Origin of the sequence: Oceanospirillum sediminis (assembly GCF_014164585.1) — a bacterium.
GTDB classification, from domain to species: Bacteria; Pseudomonadota; Gammaproteobacteria; order Pseudomonadales; family Halomonadaceae; genus Oceanospirillum; species Oceanospirillum sediminis.
In genome coordinates this window covers 105,703-122,142 of the sequence record NZ_JACJFM010000006.1, presented here as the reverse complement: position 1 = coordinate 122,142, position 16,440 = coordinate 105,703, and the positions used below count along the sequence as shown (strand labels likewise).

Genomic DNA, 16,440 nt, shown 5'->3' with positions numbered 1-16,440 from the left:
CTCTTTCCCTGGAAAATCACCAGGGCAGGAAAAAAAGCGTATAAACTACCTTAGCTGCCACCTGATATCCAGCAAATCAGATGAAAAACAGATGTAATAGCCGGATATCTACGGACTTATATCAGAAAAATCTTTGCATTCCGGCAAGTTAGCATCCACTCTGAAATAACAGAACTGAAATTTCCGACACGGAGGGGTCTGTTATGCATCCAATCAGAGTCGCAATTAACGGTTTTGGCCGTATAGGCCGTAATATTCTGAGAGCCTGTTTTGAAGGTCACTATAAAAAGCAGATAGATATTGTCGCTATCAATGATCTGGGCGATGCATCTATTAATGCGCATCTGCTACAGTACGATTCCGTCCACGGACGTTTTAACGCCAGTGTACAGCATGATGACAACTCACTATCTGTCGATGGCCGTGCGATAGAGGTGTTTGCTATCAAAGATCCTGCTATGCTGCCCTGGCAGGACCTGCAAATTGATGTGGTACTGGAGTGTACCGGACTGTTTACTACCAGAGATAAAGCAGCGGCACATCTTGCCGCGGGAGCAAAAAAAGTACTGATATCAGCGCCAGCAACTGATGTGGATTTCACCGTTGTCTATGGCGTTAATGATCAATGGCTGACCAGTGAACATCAGATTGTTTCCAACGCCTCTTGTACTACTAATTGCCTGGCGCCTGTTGTACAGGTTCTGCATGATGAAATGTCAGTGCTGAATGGCGTTATGACCACTATTCACGCTTACACCAATGATCAGCATCTGACCGATGTTTATCATACAGATCCTTATCGGGCACGTTCGGCCACTCAGTCCATGATTCCAACAAAAACCGGAGCCGCTGCCGCTATTGGTCTGGTATTACCCGAACTGGCAGGCCGTCTGGATGGGCTTGCAGTCAGAGTCCCCACTTGTAATGTATCTCTGGTCGACCTGAGTGTTGTCGTAGAACGGCCACAAACAGCTGATAGCATTAATAAAATGATGCAAAAAGCAGCGAATGACTCCAAAGTCATGCTGTATAATGAAGCGCCCCTGGTCTCTGTTGATTTCAACCACTGCCCTGCATCATCCGTATTTGATGCAAACCACACCCGAGTACAGGGTAATCTGATAAAAGTGATGGCGTGGTACGACAATGAATGGGGCTTTTCTAATCGAATGCTGGACACCACTCAACGCCTGATGTCGGTGTGATCAGTACACAATCCGAAAGGAACGCTTAAATGCGCAGAACCAAAATTGTAGCAACCCTTGGCCCGGCCACCGACAAACCAGAAATACTGAAGCAATTACTGGAATATGTTGATGTTGTCCGGGTCAATTTTTCTCATGGAGATCCACAAGATCATCAGGCTCGCGTAGAGGCGGTACGAAAAACAGCGGCTGAAATCGGCCGTTTTGTTGCTGTTCTGGGCGACCTGCAAGGCCCCAAGATTCGAGTCGCTCGCTTTGCTGAAGGCCCTGTTAACCTGACTGTGGGTGACACCTTTACTCTGAATATGACCATGCCTCGTGATGCAGGTAACCAACAGGCTGTCGGCGTTGATTACCCAGAACTGGCTGATGATGTCGCTTCTGGAGATATTCTGTTGCTGGACGATGGCCGTGTTCAGCTACAAGTGAATGAAGTCTGTAAACCAGAAGTACGTTGTACCGTGATAGTAGGCGGTAAGCTGTCTAACAACAAAGGTATCAACAAGCAGGGTGGTGGCTTGTCTGCTGCGGCACTGACCGATAAAGATAAAAAGGATATTCAGACCGCTATTGCTCTGAATGTGGACTATCTGGCTGTATCCTTCCCCAGATCAGGTGATGATATGCGTGAAGCCCGGACTTTACTGGGCGAAGCGGGGCAGGAAATCGGTCTGATCGCTAAAGTGGAACGGGCAGAAACGGTATCCAGCCAGGAGTTGATGGACGATATCATTAATGCATCAGAAGGTGTGATGGTCGCTCGTGGCGACCTGGGCGTTGAGATTGGTGATGCCCAGTTGATCGGCGTGCAGAAAAAATTGATTCAGAGGGCACGCAGCCTGAATAAAGTTGTGATTACAGCCACTCAGATGATGGAGTCAATGATATCCAGCCCTCTGCCAACCCGGGCAGAGGTCTTCGATGTGGCCAATGCCGTACTGGATGGTACAGATGCCGTTATGTTATCTGCAGAAACCGCTGTAGGCGACTTTCCGGTAGAGACCGTTCAGGCAATGGAGAGAGTTTGCCTGGGGGCTGAACAGGAACGAATCTCACAGAAATCCAACCACAGAATGCACGAAGGCTTCACTTACATCAATGAAGCCGTAGCACTGTCTGCGATGTATGCTGCCAACCACTTGCAGGGAGTGAAAGCGATTATCTGCATGACCCGCACAGGTCTGACACCACTGTTGATGTCCCGTATTCGTTCTGGTCTGCCAATTTACGCCTTTACCAGCCAGAAAATTACTCAGCACAGAGTTTCTTTGTATCGTGGGGTGACGACTATTCCATTTGACACGCCCAGCACCGATTCAGATGCCATCGACAAGGCCACAGCTCAGCTTATAGAGCGTAAAGCGGTGGAATCCGGTGATTCTGTTATTGTCACGCGGGGTGATGTCAAAGGTACTCACACCATGACCATCGTACAGATTCCTTAGTCACAAAAAATTCAGATAATTTTCATATCGGTAAAAGAGGCCTGTCCGGGCCTCTTTTTTGTTTTAAAAAACCTGTCTTACAACACCTGTCAAAACACTCTTTCATATCGCTAAAACGCTTACCTCATCAGGCCTGCGCCAGACTCTATCGGTTTCAATTTTTATCAGGTATTGGCCATTAAAAACAACAACACTAAACATTAGATCTCTAACCCCAGAAATAAAATCCTTAAAAAACAGGACTTGAAAGAAACCAAGCAAAGCTTTATGGTATTAAATATACTTTGACCACTAAACAAAATATCATGATTAGCGACCTTAGTGACAGTAGTCACAACACAAGTACATACTCCTCTGCATTTTTATTTAAAAAACCCGAACTTAAAGATGGATTAAGTATTCACGAGCTGGTAGAGAACTGCCCACCTCTGGATCTGAACTCCAGTTACTGCTATATGCTCTGCAGCTCAATATGGGCAGATACATCTGTTTGCTCATGGCAGGACAATACGTTATCAGGCTTTGTATCAGCCCTTATTCGCCCCGACCGGCCTGACACCTTGTTTATCTGGCAGGTTGCGGTTGCCAGAAGCGCTCGCGGACAGAAACTGGCCAGCCAGATGATCAAAGCGATTCTGGAGCGCGACAGCTGCAGCAGTATTCGATACATACACACCACAATATCTCCGGACAATAATGCTTCCTGGGGAACCTTTCGTTCCCTTGCAAGAGAGCTGGGTTCTGCCTCACGCACCCATGCTTTTCTGGACCAGGAACTGCATTTCAGAAATCAGCACGAATCAGAAGACCTGTTTGAGATAGGTCCACTCAAGCATCGCTGAACCTGCCTGTATCAAAGAAACTTATTCAGAACAAACATCAAAGAAATCTAATGGAGAGTAATATGATTTTTCAGGATTACGAATCAGAAGTTCAGAGCTACTCACGTTCATTTCCAGTAGTATTTACTACTGCAAAAGACTGCACCCTGACCGATGAAAGCGGAAAAGAATACATTGACTTTCTCGCTGGAGCAGGCTCATTGAACTACGGCCACAACAATGACACCCTGAAAAACGCTCTGATTGATTACATACAGCAAGACGGTGTCAGCCACGGCCTCGACATGCACACCCGGGCAAAGGCTGAGTTTCTGGAAACCTTCCGCGATCTGATTCTGAAGCCTCGAAATCTGGATCATAAAGTCATGTTTACCGGACCTACGGGCGCCAACTCAGTCGAGGCTGCACTGAAACTGGCACGTAAAGTAACCGGTCGCCATAACGTGGTTTCATTTACTAATGGCTTTCATGGCTGCACACTGGGCGCTCTGGCAGCAACCGGCAACTGCCATCACAGAAACGGTGCAGGCCAGGCGCTTTCAGGTGTAACCCGCATGCCTTATGACGGTTATCTGGGTGAAAACTTTGACACTCTGGAACTTTTCCGCAAAATGCTATCGGACAACTCCAGCGGCATGGATATACCTGCTGCTGTTATTGTAGAAATCGTCCAGGGTGAGGGTGGTCTGAATACAGCCTCCGGCGAATGGCTGCAACAACTGAGCCTGCTATGTAAAGAACACGGTATTCTGTTTATTGCAGATGATATTCAGGCTGGCTGTGGCCGTACAGGCACCTTTTTCAGTTTCGATCCTTTTGATATCAAGCCCGACATTATCACACTGTCAAAATCACTGAGCGGGTACGGATTACCTTTTGCTATAACTCTGCTCAATCGCCAGCTTGATATCTGGAAACCAGGTGAGCACAATGGCACATTCCGCGGTAATAACCATGCCTTTGTTACGGCAACCAGGGCTCTGAAAACCTACTGGGCTGATGAAAAATTTGCCAGTCACATCCATGCCAGAAGCGAACAACTGAAACACCGACTGAATCAAATCTGTGACAGTCATCCGCAGCTTTACCGCAAAGGCCGCGGCCTGATGCAGGGTATTTGCTGCCCATTCGGAGAAATGGCTGACGAAATCACTTCAGCCTGCTTCAAACATCAGCTCATTATTGAAACCAGCGGACCTGAAGGCGAAGTCGTAAAATGCTTTCCGCCTCTGACCATATCTGAGCAGCAACTGGATGAGGGACTGAATATCATTGAGCGGGCATTTGCTGATTACTTTGAGATGATTGAACCACTGAAAAAAGCCAGCTGAGAAATCTCTGATAGCCCGGAAAATCCATCCGTATAACTGTTAATCCTCCAATCACTTCAGCGCTCTTTGCAACGCACTTGCAAAGAGCACTGAACACCGTAAAGAGTTTATTATGATCGTTCGTCAGCTACAGGATCTTGAAAATTCAGAACGCTGTATCAAAACAGATAACTGGCAAAGTGTTCGCATGTCATTAAAAGATGACAACATGGGCTTTTCTTTCCATATCACCACTATTTTTGCAGGCACAGAAACACCGATTCACTATCAGAACCATCTGGAGACAGTTTACTGTATCAGTGGTTATGGCGAAGTAGAAACGGTTGATGATGGCAAAATCTACCCGATTAGCCCCGGTACAATCTACATCCTTGATAAACACGATAAGCACCTGTTACGCGCCCATGAAGGTGAAGATATTGTTTTCGCCTGCGCATTCAACCCTCCACTGAACGGCAAAGAGGTTCACGACGAAAACGGTGTGTACCCTCTGGAAGCTGAAAGCGTTACCTGATACCTGCCTACAACCCCCTTGCGATCTCAGCCATCCAGAACGTTGAGGTCGCCAGAACGGCATTAATATGGATAAACGCATCTTTTGCGACACCCTGCTAAAGATTCAGGCACAAATCAGTCCCAGAAATGCAAAATCCATATATAATGCCCCTCCCTGCTAACTGACACATGTTAAAAAAGCATGACAGTGGCAAAAATCAATGACTACCTGAGAGAAAGCAGCGCCTCTGGCATAAGCCGGATAGCTGAAAGACATATTCAATGAGCAAGCAACATTCTGTAGAGAAAATTGGCGGCACGTCCATGAGCGACTACGCCGCGGTACGTGACAACATCATCCTGCATCGCAAGGGCTATCAGCGAATTATGGTCGTATCAGCCTATGGCGGTGTTACCAACCTGCTGCTGGAGCATAAGAAAAATGGTCAGCCAGGCATTTATGGTGCATTTGCCGGTGCTGAAGATCAACGTGTATGGCGTGAAAAACTGACTGGCCTTCGCAACTATCTGTTCAACATCAACCAGGAGCTGTTTGGCGGAGGTGAACTGTGCGAGAAAGCAAACCAGTTTATCGGAAATCGTCTGGATCAGACGGAACAAACCCTGAATGATCTGGAACGTGTGTGTCAGCACGGCCACTTCGCCCTGGGTGATCACCTGATGACCGTGCGTGAAATGCTCGCCAGCCTGGGCGAAGCCCATAGCGCCTGGAACATGGCGGAACTACTGAAGCGTGATGGCGTAAATGCTCAGTTTGTTGATCTGAGTGGCTGGGACACAGACAAGCACTTTACTCTGGACGAAGGCATTGCAAAAGCCTTTGCAGAGATTGATCTGGAAAACACGCTGCCAATCGCCACGGGGTATGCCCACTGTTCCGAAGGTCTGATGAAAACCTTCGACCGCGGTTACAGTGAGATGGTATTCAGCCGTATCGCAGTACTGACCGATGCCCGTGAAGCGATTATCCATAAAGAGTTCCACCTCAGCAGCGCCGACCCACGTCTGGTCGGTGAAAATAATGTGGTACCGATTGGTCGCACCAACTATGACGTAGCGGATCAACTGGCAAATCTGGGTATGGAAGCGATCCACCCGAAAGCAGGTAAAGGCCTGCGTCAGAGCGATCTGCCGTTGCGCATTATGAACACCTTTGAACCGGACCATCCGGGCACCCTGATCACCAACGACTACGTCAGTGAATCGCCATCTGTTGAGATTATTGCGGGTCGCCAGAACGTTTACGCACTGGAAATCTTCGAGCAGGATATGATGGGTAGTATGACCGGATACGGTCGTGAGATTCTGAATATTATCGAACGCTTTAAAGGTGACCTGGTTTCTCGTGGCAACAATGCCAACACTCTGACTTACTACCTGTCAGGCAATCTGAAAACCATTAAGCGTATTCAGAAGGCAATGCAGGAGAAGTATCCGAACTCAGAGATCAATCTGAACAAGATCTCTATCGTGTCTGCTATCGGCAGCAATATGAAAGTTCCGGGTATTCTGGCCAGCATGGTGAATGCGCTGGCTGAAGCGGGTATCAGCGTTTTAGCTCTGCAACAATCGATGCGTCAGGTTGACATCCAGTTTATCCTGGCTGATGAAGATTATGATAAAGCAATTCAGAGCCTGCATGCCAAATTGATTGAAGTACATAATCACGGTGAGGCGATCTGCGCCGCTGAGTAAGCAAATCAATTTATGACACTGACTGTACATGAGATTGGAAGCAACCAGTCTCATGTACAGCCATAACAACTCGACAAAATAATCACTCTTACCTTAAATCTGCTGAGAGAGAACACTGCAACGGGGCGTAAAATCAGCCACAATATGCAGCAGATTATCCTTATAAACCATCCCTCTGATGACCTCTGCTTTCTGACTTGTTTCCGGCGCAGGTTCAATAGACTGAGAATCAAAGCTTGCAATCTCCGTGACAGCATCTACCACAACGCCCCACAGACCAATATCCAGCTCCAGAACCAGAATAAAAAGATTGCTTCCCTTGTCAGGTTTCATGAGTGTCAGAAGCTGATGCCCTGAAACAATAGTCACCACCTCACCACGAATATTGACGATTCCCATAATTTCAGGTGGTGCGCCAGGTACCGGGAATACTTCTGAAAATGGCAGTACCTCTTTTACGACCTCAACAGAATGGACGTAACGCTCTCCCCCCAAACTAAAACCGATCCACTGATCCAACATAAGCCCTTCATTTAAAAACAATCTGTTAATAGTTAGAGAACTATATATTTTTCAGATAAAAATTTCAAAAAAACACATAAAAACAAGGAAGGACTTCAAAAAAATAATTATAGGTGTAATATTTACATGGCGATAGCTTAAGCCTGGTAACACAGCAAAATGTAATAAACACTTAAACGGAGACTTTCAGTGCAACAGCAAGAGACCGACTTGTATCCATCAAGGCAGGGGAAAAAAGAAACAATCACTCATCGTCATGATCCTGTGGTGTACCCTTACCACAAGCCTGAGCTCGAAAGCACTCTGAGCCCAGAACAAATAGCACGTTATATCAATGATGGTTTTTTGGTTTTACCAGACTATATGTCGGATTGGGTAGAAGCATTACAGTATAAAATCGGTCAATTAAAACAGATTATGTCAGGGCGAGAGGAGCTGATAACAGAGCCTGATAGCAATGCCTTACGTACGATTTTTAACCCTATTGAGCATAATCAATTAGTCAAAAACTTTTTCAGCCACCCCAGGATATTAAACATTGCACGTCGACTGCTAGGTTCAGAAGTATATGCTATGCAGTCCAGGGTCAATATTAAACCTCCTTTCACCGGTCGATCCTTTCCCTGGCATTCAGATTTTGAGACCTGGCATGTTGAGGACGGCATGCCCCGGATGAGGGCTGTAACTGCATGGATTATGCTAACGGACAACCATGAGAAAAATGGTCCTTTATACGTTATTCCAGGATCTCACAAACAATTTGTCTGCTGTGAAGGCAGTACTAAAGACAACAATTTTGCCACCTCGCTTAAAAAACAGATGCTCGGAGTACCACTTCAGCACAGTATGAAGGAGTTGATGGGTAATAAGGAGATAACCTCTGTGACAGGCAAAGCCGGCACGGTTGTTTTCCATGAGTGCAATATCATGCATGGTTCACCTGACAACATTTCAGCTGACCCTCGCTCTATCTTAATGTGTGTTTATAACAGTATGGAAAACATTGCACAAAAACCGTTCAGCGATTTGCAACCAAGGCCCCATTACCTTAACAGCCGCCATCCTGCTCCTCTGCATCCCTTAAACGATGATGCAGATACTCATCATGACATAAACCCGGCCATTGCCATCTCATCATAATTCCGGCCAGAATTTTCCGTAACTCTCTCTTTTGCCAGCGTATGCTGGCTTTTTTTCTCTTAATAGGTCAAATCATAGTGATCAAAGGATATAAAATCGCTAGTATTACTTATTTGCTCACAATCCCGGTAGAAGTAAGTCAATCAAATGCAATCCTATGAAGAAGTGCTTGTGGCCATCCGGCAGATCATTCGTTCCATTGATCTTCACTCTCGGAAGCTTAATAAAAGCACTGGCTTGACTGGCCCACAACTAGTTATTTTACAAGCTCTGGAGCAGGTGGATGAAAACCATACCATCCGCGAGTTATCTAATATCGTCAACCTGAGCCAGGCGACAGTAACCACCATTCTGGATCGTCTGGAAGCCAAAAATCTGGTGGTTCGTGAACGAAGCACCGTAGACAAGCGCAAAGTACATGTTCGCCTGACCGATGATGGTAAAGAGTTACTCGCAAACTCCCCTAAGCCTCTGCAGGAAGAGTTCATCAACAAGTTCCAGGGAATGGAGGAGTGGGAGCAGAATCTGCTTTTATCTTCTGTACAGCGTATCGCACGTATGATGAATGCAGAAAAACTGGATGCATCGCCCTATCTGGAAGTCAGCAGCATTACCCCGGATAAAAATAATCCGAATAATCAGACGACCAAAAAATAAGTACCCTCGATTGGCGCAATGGAGTCAATTATCTGCACTCCATTGCCTGCATATTTGCCAGCAAACCTTTCTTCAATAACAGTGAATAATCAGATGGAACAGCTTAACAGCCCCCAGGGGACTTTCCATTTTTCCCGCTTTCCGGTTCGTAAAAAAGAAACACTGCGAGCCTGGGATGCAGCCGATGAATACCTCCTGCATCATATTCATGAGCTATCTCCTGAAACAGACACCAGCATTCTGATTATTAATGACCAGTTTGGCGCACTGAGTACCGCGCTAAATGAATACTCGCCTTCCATGCAAAGTGATTCATGGCTGGCTCATCAGGGTACTTTATTCAACCTGCAGCAAAATAATATCCCGGACAATACAGTACACCTGCTGACCAGTCTGGAATCCCCTCGACAGTCACCGGATATTATTCTGATCAAAATTCCGAAAAGCCTGTCGATGCTGGAGGAGCAGCTATACCGCATCCGTCCATTGCTGACATCAAACACCCGTATTATTGCTGCCGGTATGGCAAAGCATATTCACACATCAACTTTACAATTATTTGAACAACTGATTGGTCAGACACACACTTCTCTGGCAGTCAAAAAAGCCCGACTGATCTTTTCTGAACCAAATCTGTCTCTGGCTCCACCAGTATCTCCTTATCCTATTGCGCTTCAGCTGGAAAACTGTGGTTTTAACCATACCCGCTTTAAACTCAGCAATCATGGTGGTGTTTTCAGCCGGGAAAAGCTGGATATAGGCACTCGTTTCTTTTTGCAGAATTTGCCTGAAACGCTGGACGGCTCAAGTATTATTGACCTCGGCTGCGGCAACGGCGTTGTCGGCCTGATGGCCGCGGAACGCTTCCCTGATGCGGATATCACTTTTGTTGATGAGTCTTTTATGGCGGTTGATTCTGCCAGAATCAACTTTCAACGAGCCTTCCCCGACCGGAATGCAATATTTAAAACTACAGACTGTCTTGCAGGTATTGAAAAAAACAGTGCAGACCTTATTCTGAATAACCCGCCTTTCCATCAGAACAATGTTGTTGGCGACTTTATCGCCCAGCAGATGTTCCGAGAATCAAAACAGGTTCTGAAACAAGGCGGGGAGCTCTGGGTTATTGGTAACAGACATCTTGGCTATCATGTGGCTCTAAAACGGCTATTTGGTAACTGCGTGACCGTCACCAGTAATAAGAAGTTTGTTATCCTCAAAGCCATCAAGCGATGAACTCCTGTCCTGACCGGGACTCTAATCGAAGCAGTCACCTGGTACAGAACTTATAATCTGTATCAGGCTTCACACGCACCACTCTTTACAGACTCATACCAGAATCAGGATCAATGATGCCAGAGCGACAGGATAATTCGTCAGACACCTCCAGAGGTTTTACACCACCGCCGCCTTTCTACAATACCGCTATCTTTGCCAGACTTATTCTGCCGCCTGTGATTGGCCTGAGCATACTGGCTTTATTGATACGCTATATCATAGGGGCCTGAGCATGGAAAAGAAAACCACACTCTGGAGAAACAACCGGTTTATATCCTGGTTTTTCGGTGGCTTTATACTTATCGTGGTGGCGATGAATGGCTATTTTCTCGATACCAATGACTTCCCTATCCCGGCATGGGTAGCCTTGGGAACCCTCGGTTATCTATTGTTCTTTGCTCGTCATGAGATCTATCTTGATCACGAAAAAAATGAACTGGTACGCCGGTTAAGATGTTTTTACCTGATTAAGGAGCAACGTATTCCCGTCGAAGCGATTGAATCCATCGAGCTGTCTCAGGATAAACTACAGCCCCGCAAAAAAGGCGCTGTCAATCTGATATTCGCCAATGGAAAACAATTTAACCTGAGTGGCACCTCACCTCTGTACAAAGCCAGCAAAATAGCAAGACAACTGGGAGAACTGACAGGTAAGCCAGTAAAATCATTTAATTAACAAAAATAAGCGCTTGATCAGAGAACCTGAGAGAAGCCGAAGATCAGTGCAGCTTCAGACTATTTCTGAGAATAGTTACCCGACAGAGATAACAAATCCAAAAAAAACCAGCCGGAAGCATCCCGGCTGGCCGCATCATATACGCAAAATGCGACTGTAAAAGTCGCTAGACTAGTGAATGTGAAATTCTCAATCAGGTGAGAACATCACCTCGCGGCTCAAACTAGACGATTTACACACTTAAGACAAGTTTAAAATACATACTCATACAAACTTATCTCTCTGCACTCATACAAATATACATAGCAGAAACAAGATGATACCTGCCTTCCAGCGAACCAGGTATCTTTATATCCACCATATCTCAGATGAAAAATATTTCCCTGCACAGATTTCTGACATAAAAAAACCAGCCTCAGGACAAGCCTGGGCTGGTTGCATAAAGTACGCAAAGCGACCATAAAAGTCGCTAGACTAGTGAATGTGAAATTCTCATAAGGTAAGAAGTTCACCTCATATGCGAGGCTAGACTATTTACTTAAATAAGACAACTCTTAATATAAATTTTCATAAAAATAAATAACTTGCCGAACAAAATACCAAACTCCTGTCACATCATGTGTCTGGCAACCCTACACTGAAATACAGCACTTCTGGTAAACACAATGACTGGGGTCCCGGATGATCAAATAGTAAAATGGAGTTATCCTCTATTTGCTGTCAGAGATGTTCTGAGCATGATGATCAAAGCGTGTCAAAAAGAAAATGGCGCAACAGGTTAGGGTCATAAAAAAACCGGCCTGACAGAAGAGGCCGGTACTTCGAATTCCTGAAGCTAATCAAGTGTGCAGGTGCCATATACAAAATTAAGGGTTCAGAAGCAGGGAGAACCCTTAATATGGCAGGATGTGCAGGCTCAATCACACATCCTTATCTGAGCGTTGCTGAGTAAGAACGCTCAAATTCTTTCGCAATAATAATTGCGAGGGGTTACATCCTTCAGAGGAAAGGGCGCAACCCCGTTATCGCAAAGCGATCGAGATTACAGACGCTCAAAGACAGTGGCTACGCCCTGCCCCATACCGATACACATAGTCGCCAGACCCAGCGTACCGCCACGCTGCTCCATTACATTCAGCAGGGTGGTTGAGATACGGGTACCGGAACAACCCAGCGGGTGACCCAATGCAATCGCACCACCGTTCAGGTTGACCTTGTCATCCACCTTGTCCAGCAGACCCAAATCTTTCAGCACAGGGATCGCCTGTGCCGCAAAGGCTTCGTTCAGCTCTACAAAGTCCATATCATCAATGGTCAGACCTGCCGCTTTCAGTGCTTTCTGAGAAGCCGGTACAGGACCATAACCCATGATAGAAGGATCACAACCCGCCACACCTATAGAGCGGATTTTAGCGATTGGCGTCAGGCCCAGCGCCTGAGCACGCTCAGCAGACATTACCATCATGCCGGATGCACCCACAGACAGTGCAGAAGACTGACCTGCGGTTACTGTACCGTTGCGTGGATCAAAGACCGGGCGCAGCTGCGCCAGGCTTTCCATAGAGGTTTCAGGACGGATTACTTCGTCGTGAGTGATCAGCTTCACAAAACCATCCGCATCGTGACCCTGTACACCAATGATTTCTTTCTCAAAACGACCGGCTTCAGAGGCTTCATGGGCCAGACGATGAGAACGCACACCCAGTGCATCCTGATCTTCACGGCTGACACCATGCATCTTGCCCAGCAATTCTGCAGTCAGCCCCATCATCATAGCGGCTTTTGCAGCATGCTTAGATGCCGATGGGTTGACATCAACACCGTGCATCATGTCAACGTGCCCCATATGCTCAACGCCACCGACCATATAAATATCACCCAGGCCAGCCTGAATGTTTGCTACGGCAATATGCAGCGCTGACATGGAAGAACCGCACAGGCGGTTAACGGTTTGTGCTGGAACTGTCTTAGGAATACGAGTCAGGATCGAAGCATTACGGGCCACATCATAACCCTGCTCCAGCGTCTGGTTTACACAACCCCAGATGATGTCATCAATCTCTGCCGGGTCGATGCCCGTATTGCGATCCAGCAGGCCATCCATCAGCGCGGCAGACAGCTCTTCTGCACGCACATTTCGGAAAGCACCATTTTTGGCTTTAGCCATGGCACTACGCGCGCCATCTACAATTACTGCATCACGAGGATTCAGGCTCATGATTAACTCCTAAAATTCTGTTCTCGGGCAGGCTCCGGCCTGCATCTGGCGTATCAGGTGCACCCTTTTATCTGCATCAGACAAAAGAGCGTCTTACCCATTCAGGCTTGGTCAGTACAGGCTCAGAAGAAAGTTTTCCCTTCTGTCGCCATCGCACGCATCTTCTCGGTTGGCTCGTACAGCGCACCCAGTTCCGGCGCATACTTATCAGCCATCGCACAGAAAGCTTCCAGACCCATGCTGTCGATATAGCGCAGCGCACCACCGCGGAATGGAGGGAAACCAATACCGAAGATCAGACCCATATCAGCCTCTGCGGCAGTTTCCACAATGCCATCTTCCAGACAACGTACGGTTTCGATGCACAGAGGAATCATCATACGTTCGATGATCTCTTCATCCGTCATCTCACGCTGATCCTGAACCAGAGGCTTCAGCAGCTCGTAAGCGCTTTCATCAACCACTTTCTTCGGACGACCCTTACGATCTTCTTCATAGGCATAGAAGCCCAGCTTGTTCTTCTGCCCCAGACGTTCAGCTGCAAACATCACACTCAGCGCACTTTCGCCTTCACGGGCCATACGATCCGGGAAGCCCGCCGCCATAACATTATTGGCATGCTCGGCAGTATCCATACCGACAACATCCAGAAGGTAAGCAGGACCCATTGGCCAGCCAAACTTCTCCATGATCTTATCCACACGCTGGAAATCTGCACCGTGCTCGATCAGTCCCATAAAGCCGCCGAAATAAGGGAACAGGATACGGTTCACCAGAAAGCCCGGACAGTCATTCACCACAACCGGGGTTTTACCCATTTTCTTAGCGTATGCAACTGTTGCTGCAATGGCTTTTTCGCTGGTCTTCTCACCGCGAATCACCTCAACCAGCGGCATTTTGTGCACCGGATTAAAGAAGTGCATACCACAGAAATTTTCCGGACGCTTCAGATTCTCTGCCAGAGAAGTAATGGAGATGGTTGAAGTGTTAGATGTCAGAATCGTGTCTTCAGTCACCTGATCTTCCAGCTCTGCCAGTACAGCACCTTTAATCTTAGGATTCTCAACCACAGCCTCAACCACGAGATCGATATCACCAAAGTCACCGTAACTCAGCGTCGGGCGAATCGCGTTCAGAGCATCAGCCATCTGCTCTGGTGTCATGCGCTTACGCTCAACACGCTTAGCCAACAGTTTTTTCGCTTCGCTCAGACCCAGCTGAATCGCTGCCTCATTGATATCCTTCATCACTATCGGCGTGCCTTTATAGGCAGACTGGTATGCAATACCACCACCCATAATACCTGCACCCAATACCGCAGCCTTGTTTACTGGCTGAGCATCTTTTTCATAAGCGCCGGATTTCTTTTTCAGATACTGGTCGTTCAGGAACAGACCAACCAGACTGCTTGCCACTGACGTACGCGCCATACGGGCAAAACATTTCGCTTCCGCTTTCTGAGCCTTTTCACGACCATTGTCCGCGCCTTTCTGGATACTCTTAATCGCTTCAATAGGTGCTGGATAGTGAGGACCGGCCTGGCTTGCAACAAAGCCCTTCGCCGTTTCAAACGACATCATGGACTCAATCATATTCAGCTTCAGCGGCTCCAGTTTTTCCTGGCGCTTAGCCTGCCAGTCCAGATTGCCTGCGTTAGCTTCTTTGATCAGGTCAACCGCTGCTGCATGCAGCTTCTCAGGTGCAACAACCGCATCGACCGCGCCTTCTTTCAGCGCTGCTTCTGCTTTTTTCTCTTTAGTCGCACAGATCCACTCGATCGCGTTGTCATTACCAATAATACGCGGCAGACGAACGGTACCACCCCAGCCAGGAATAATGCCCAGCTTAACTTCAGGCAAACCCACACGAGCTGCAGTCGATGCGACACGGTAATCAGTACACAGGCAGATCTCAAAACCGCCGCCCAGCGCAATACCGTTAATCGCAGTAACCGTTGGATATGGCAGGTCTTCAACCCGGTTAAATACTTCGTGCACTGCCATGTTCATCTCAACCAGCTCTTCTTCAGACTGATTGAATGCATCGTGGAATTCAGTGATATCTGCACCCACAATGAATACATCTTTAGCACTGTTGATCACCAGGCCTTTCAAGCCTTGTGCTTGCTGCAACGCTTCAGTTGCTGCACCCAGTTCTTCAATAGTGACACGATTGAATTTGTTAACCGACTCACCCTGCAGATCAAAGGTAAGCTCTGCAATACCGCCTTCAATCTCTTTTACCGTGATGGCTTTACCTGCGTAAATCATCCACTGCTCTCCCAGTTGGGTATTGTGCTTTACTCAGTAATCCATGCTTGTTGTTGTGATACATGCGGATTACTGAAGCCAGTTGTTCTTCGCCTATGACCATCTGCCGACAACACTCAAATATTTAAATCAGGATCAGATCCAGAAAACACCGTGTTGTTTAATACAGATATTTCATACGACCGTTTGAATATGGATAAACAATGCTGCAAAAAAGAAAAAGTGTCAAACCCTTTATCATCTGATTTTAGTTTTTAATCGCGACTTTCGGGTCAGATTTTTAACAGAAAGCCCTCTACATAGCGCAACAACGGCAATTAAAAGGGTATCAGAACAGAGTCAACGGAAATTAATCAGTGGGATCAACCTGATCGTGAAGATCAGCGGAACCAAGCTGATTAGAAAGAAAAAACAGAGGCGATAGCAAAAGCCTGAGACGACACTACCTTATCAGGCAAGCATAAAACAAAAAGAGACTGGTATGAAACGGACAGCTGAGTGAAAAACAGGCATAAAAAAAGCCGATGTTTCATTGAAAACATCGGCTTTTCACAATCTGGCTCCCCGAGCAGGACTCGAACCTGCGACCAATAGATTAACAGTCTACTGCTCTACCAACTGAGCTATCAGGGATCTCTTTCAGAG

14 protein-coding genes and 1 tRNA gene are annotated in these 16,440 nt (G+C 46.9%); 11 read left to right on the top strand and 4 right to left on the bottom strand.

Translation table 11 applies throughout. The features are described 5' to 3' along the window. Positions 1–203: 203 nt before the first annotated feature. From gap to H4O21_RS06820, 6 genes are all read left to right on the top strand, one after another. Positions 204–1,205, top strand: a complete 1,002-nt coding sequence (gene gap, locus H4O21_RS06845) for a type I glyceraldehyde-3-phosphate dehydrogenase (RefSeq protein ID WP_182808096.1) — start codon at positions 204–206, stop codon at positions 1,203–1,205. 29 nt (positions 1,206–1,234) lie between these two features. Next, positions 1,235–2,650, top strand: a complete 1,416-nt coding sequence (gene pyk / locus H4O21_RS06840; protein WP_182808095.1) for a pyruvate kinase — start codon at positions 1,235–1,237, stop codon at positions 2,648–2,650. A 284-nt stretch (positions 2,651–2,934) separates the two neighbouring features. Then, a complete protein-coding gene (gene ectA, locus H4O21_RS06835) occupies positions 2,935–3,492 on the top strand; it encodes a diaminobutyrate acetyltransferase (RefSeq protein ID WP_255487179.1) in 558 nt (185 codons plus the stop codon). Between the two features lie 62 nt (positions 3,493–3,554). Next, complete coding sequence (gene ectB / locus H4O21_RS06830) at positions 3,555–4,823, top strand: diaminobutyrate--2-oxoglutarate transaminase (protein ID WP_255487178.1); 1,269 nt, start codon at positions 3,555–3,557, stop codon at positions 4,821–4,823. A gap of 112 nt (positions 4,824–4,935) precedes the next feature. Next, complete coding sequence (locus H4O21_RS06825) at positions 4,936–5,337, top strand: ectoine synthase (RefSeq protein ID WP_182808093.1); 402 nt, start codon at positions 4,936–4,938, stop codon at positions 5,335–5,337. A gap of 263 nt (positions 5,338–5,600) precedes the next feature. After that, positions 5,601–7,034, top strand: coding sequence for an aspartate kinase (locus tag H4O21_RS06820; RefSeq protein ID WP_182808092.1), 1,434 nt, complete (start codon positions 5,601–5,603; stop codon positions 7,032–7,034). A 93-nt stretch (positions 7,035–7,127) separates the two neighbouring features. On the opposite strand, the gene H4O21_RS06815 is transcribed toward H4O21_RS06820, so the two are convergent. Beyond that, on the bottom strand, positions 7,128–7,556 hold the full coding sequence (locus H4O21_RS06815) for a chemotaxis protein CheW (RefSeq protein WP_182808091.1): 429 nt from the start codon (positions 7,554–7,556) through the stop codon (positions 7,128–7,130). 189 nt (positions 7,557–7,745) lie between these two features. Here H4O21_RS06815 and H4O21_RS06810 point away from each other — a divergent pair, with 189 nt between their 5' ends. From H4O21_RS06810 to H4O21_RS06790, 5 genes are all read left to right on the top strand, one after another. After that, positions 7,746–8,696, top strand: coding sequence for a phytanoyl-CoA dioxygenase family protein (locus H4O21_RS06810; RefSeq protein ID WP_182808090.1), 951 nt, complete (start codon positions 7,746–7,748; stop codon positions 8,694–8,696). 147 nt (positions 8,697–8,843) lie between these two features. Continuing rightward, on the top strand, positions 8,844–9,353 hold the full coding sequence (locus H4O21_RS06805) for a MarR family winged helix-turn-helix transcriptional regulator (protein ID WP_182808089.1): 510 nt from the start codon (positions 8,844–8,846) through the stop codon (positions 9,351–9,353). A gap of 93 nt (positions 9,354–9,446) precedes the next feature. Further along, positions 9,447–10,589 (top strand): methyltransferase, encoded by a 1,143-nt coding sequence (locus tag H4O21_RS06800; protein WP_182808088.1) that lies wholly within the window; start codon positions 9,447–9,449, stop codon positions 10,587–10,589. A gap of 113 nt (positions 10,590–10,702) precedes the next feature. Continuing rightward, on the top strand, positions 10,703–10,861 hold the full coding sequence (locus H4O21_RS06795) for a hypothetical protein (protein WP_182808087.1): 159 nt from the start codon (positions 10,703–10,705) through the stop codon (positions 10,859–10,861). Positions 10,862–10,863: 2 nt separating this feature from the next. Beyond that, complete coding sequence (locus H4O21_RS06790) at positions 10,864–11,307, top strand: hypothetical protein (protein WP_182808086.1); 444 nt, start codon at positions 10,864–10,866, stop codon at positions 11,305–11,307. A 1,042-nt stretch (positions 11,308–12,349) separates the two neighbouring features. Here H4O21_RS06790 and fadA read toward each other — a convergent pair. The 3 genes from fadA to H4O21_RS06775 form a co-directional block, all read right to left on the bottom strand. Further along, positions 12,350–13,525 carry an acetyl-CoA C-acyltransferase FadA gene (gene fadA, locus H4O21_RS06785; RefSeq protein ID WP_182808085.1) on the bottom strand — a complete coding sequence of 392 codons (1,176 nt, stop codon included), beginning with the start codon at positions 13,523–13,525 and terminating at the stop codon, positions 12,350–12,352. A gap of 122 nt (positions 13,526–13,647) precedes the next feature. Then, positions 13,648–15,795, bottom strand: a complete 2,148-nt coding sequence (gene fadB / locus H4O21_RS06780; protein WP_182808084.1) for a fatty acid oxidation complex subunit alpha FadB — start codon at positions 15,793–15,795, stop codon at positions 13,648–13,650. Positions 15,796–16,352: 557 nt separating this feature from the next. Next, positions 16,353–16,428 (bottom strand) — tRNA-Asn (locus tag H4O21_RS06775). Positions 16,429–16,440 lie beyond the last annotated feature (12 nt).

Coding starts and splice junctions, on each gene's coding strand:
- gap (WP_182808096.1), top strand. CDS start 204: ATGCATCCAATCAGAGTCGCAATTAACGGTTTTGGCCGTATAGGCCGT.
- pyk (WP_182808095.1), top strand. CDS start 1,235: ATGCGCAGAACCAAAATTGTAGCAACCCTTGGCCCGGCCACCGACAAA.
- ectB (WP_255487178.1), top strand. CDS start 3,555: ATGATTTTTCAGGATTACGAATCAGAAGTTCAGAGCTACTCACGTTCA.
- H4O21_RS06825 (WP_182808093.1), top strand. CDS start 4,936: ATGATCGTTCGTCAGCTACAGGATCTTGAAAATTCAGAACGCTGTATC.
- H4O21_RS06820 (WP_182808092.1), top strand. CDS start 5,601: ATGAGCAAGCAACATTCTGTAGAGAAAATTGGCGGCACGTCCATGAGC.
- H4O21_RS06815 (WP_182808091.1), bottom strand. CDS start 7,556: ATGTTGGATCAGTGGATCGGTTTTAGTTTGGGGGGAGAGCGTTACGTC.
- H4O21_RS06805 (WP_182808089.1), top strand. CDS start 8,844: ATGCAATCCTATGAAGAAGTGCTTGTGGCCATCCGGCAGATCATTCGT.
- H4O21_RS06800 (WP_182808088.1), top strand. CDS start 9,447: ATGGAACAGCTTAACAGCCCCCAGGGGACTTTCCATTTTTCCCGCTTT.
- H4O21_RS06795 (WP_182808087.1), top strand. CDS start 10,703: ATGATGCCAGAGCGACAGGATAATTCGTCAGACACCTCCAGAGGTTTT.
- H4O21_RS06790 (WP_182808086.1), top strand. CDS start 10,864: ATGGAAAAGAAAACCACACTCTGGAGAAACAACCGGTTTATATCCTGG.
- fadA (WP_182808085.1), bottom strand. CDS start 13,525: ATGAGCCTGAATCCTCGTGATGCAGTAATTGTAGATGGCGCGCGTAGT.
- fadB (WP_182808084.1), bottom strand. CDS start 15,795: ATGATTTACGCAGGTAAAGCCATCACGGTAAAAGAGATTGAAGGCGGT.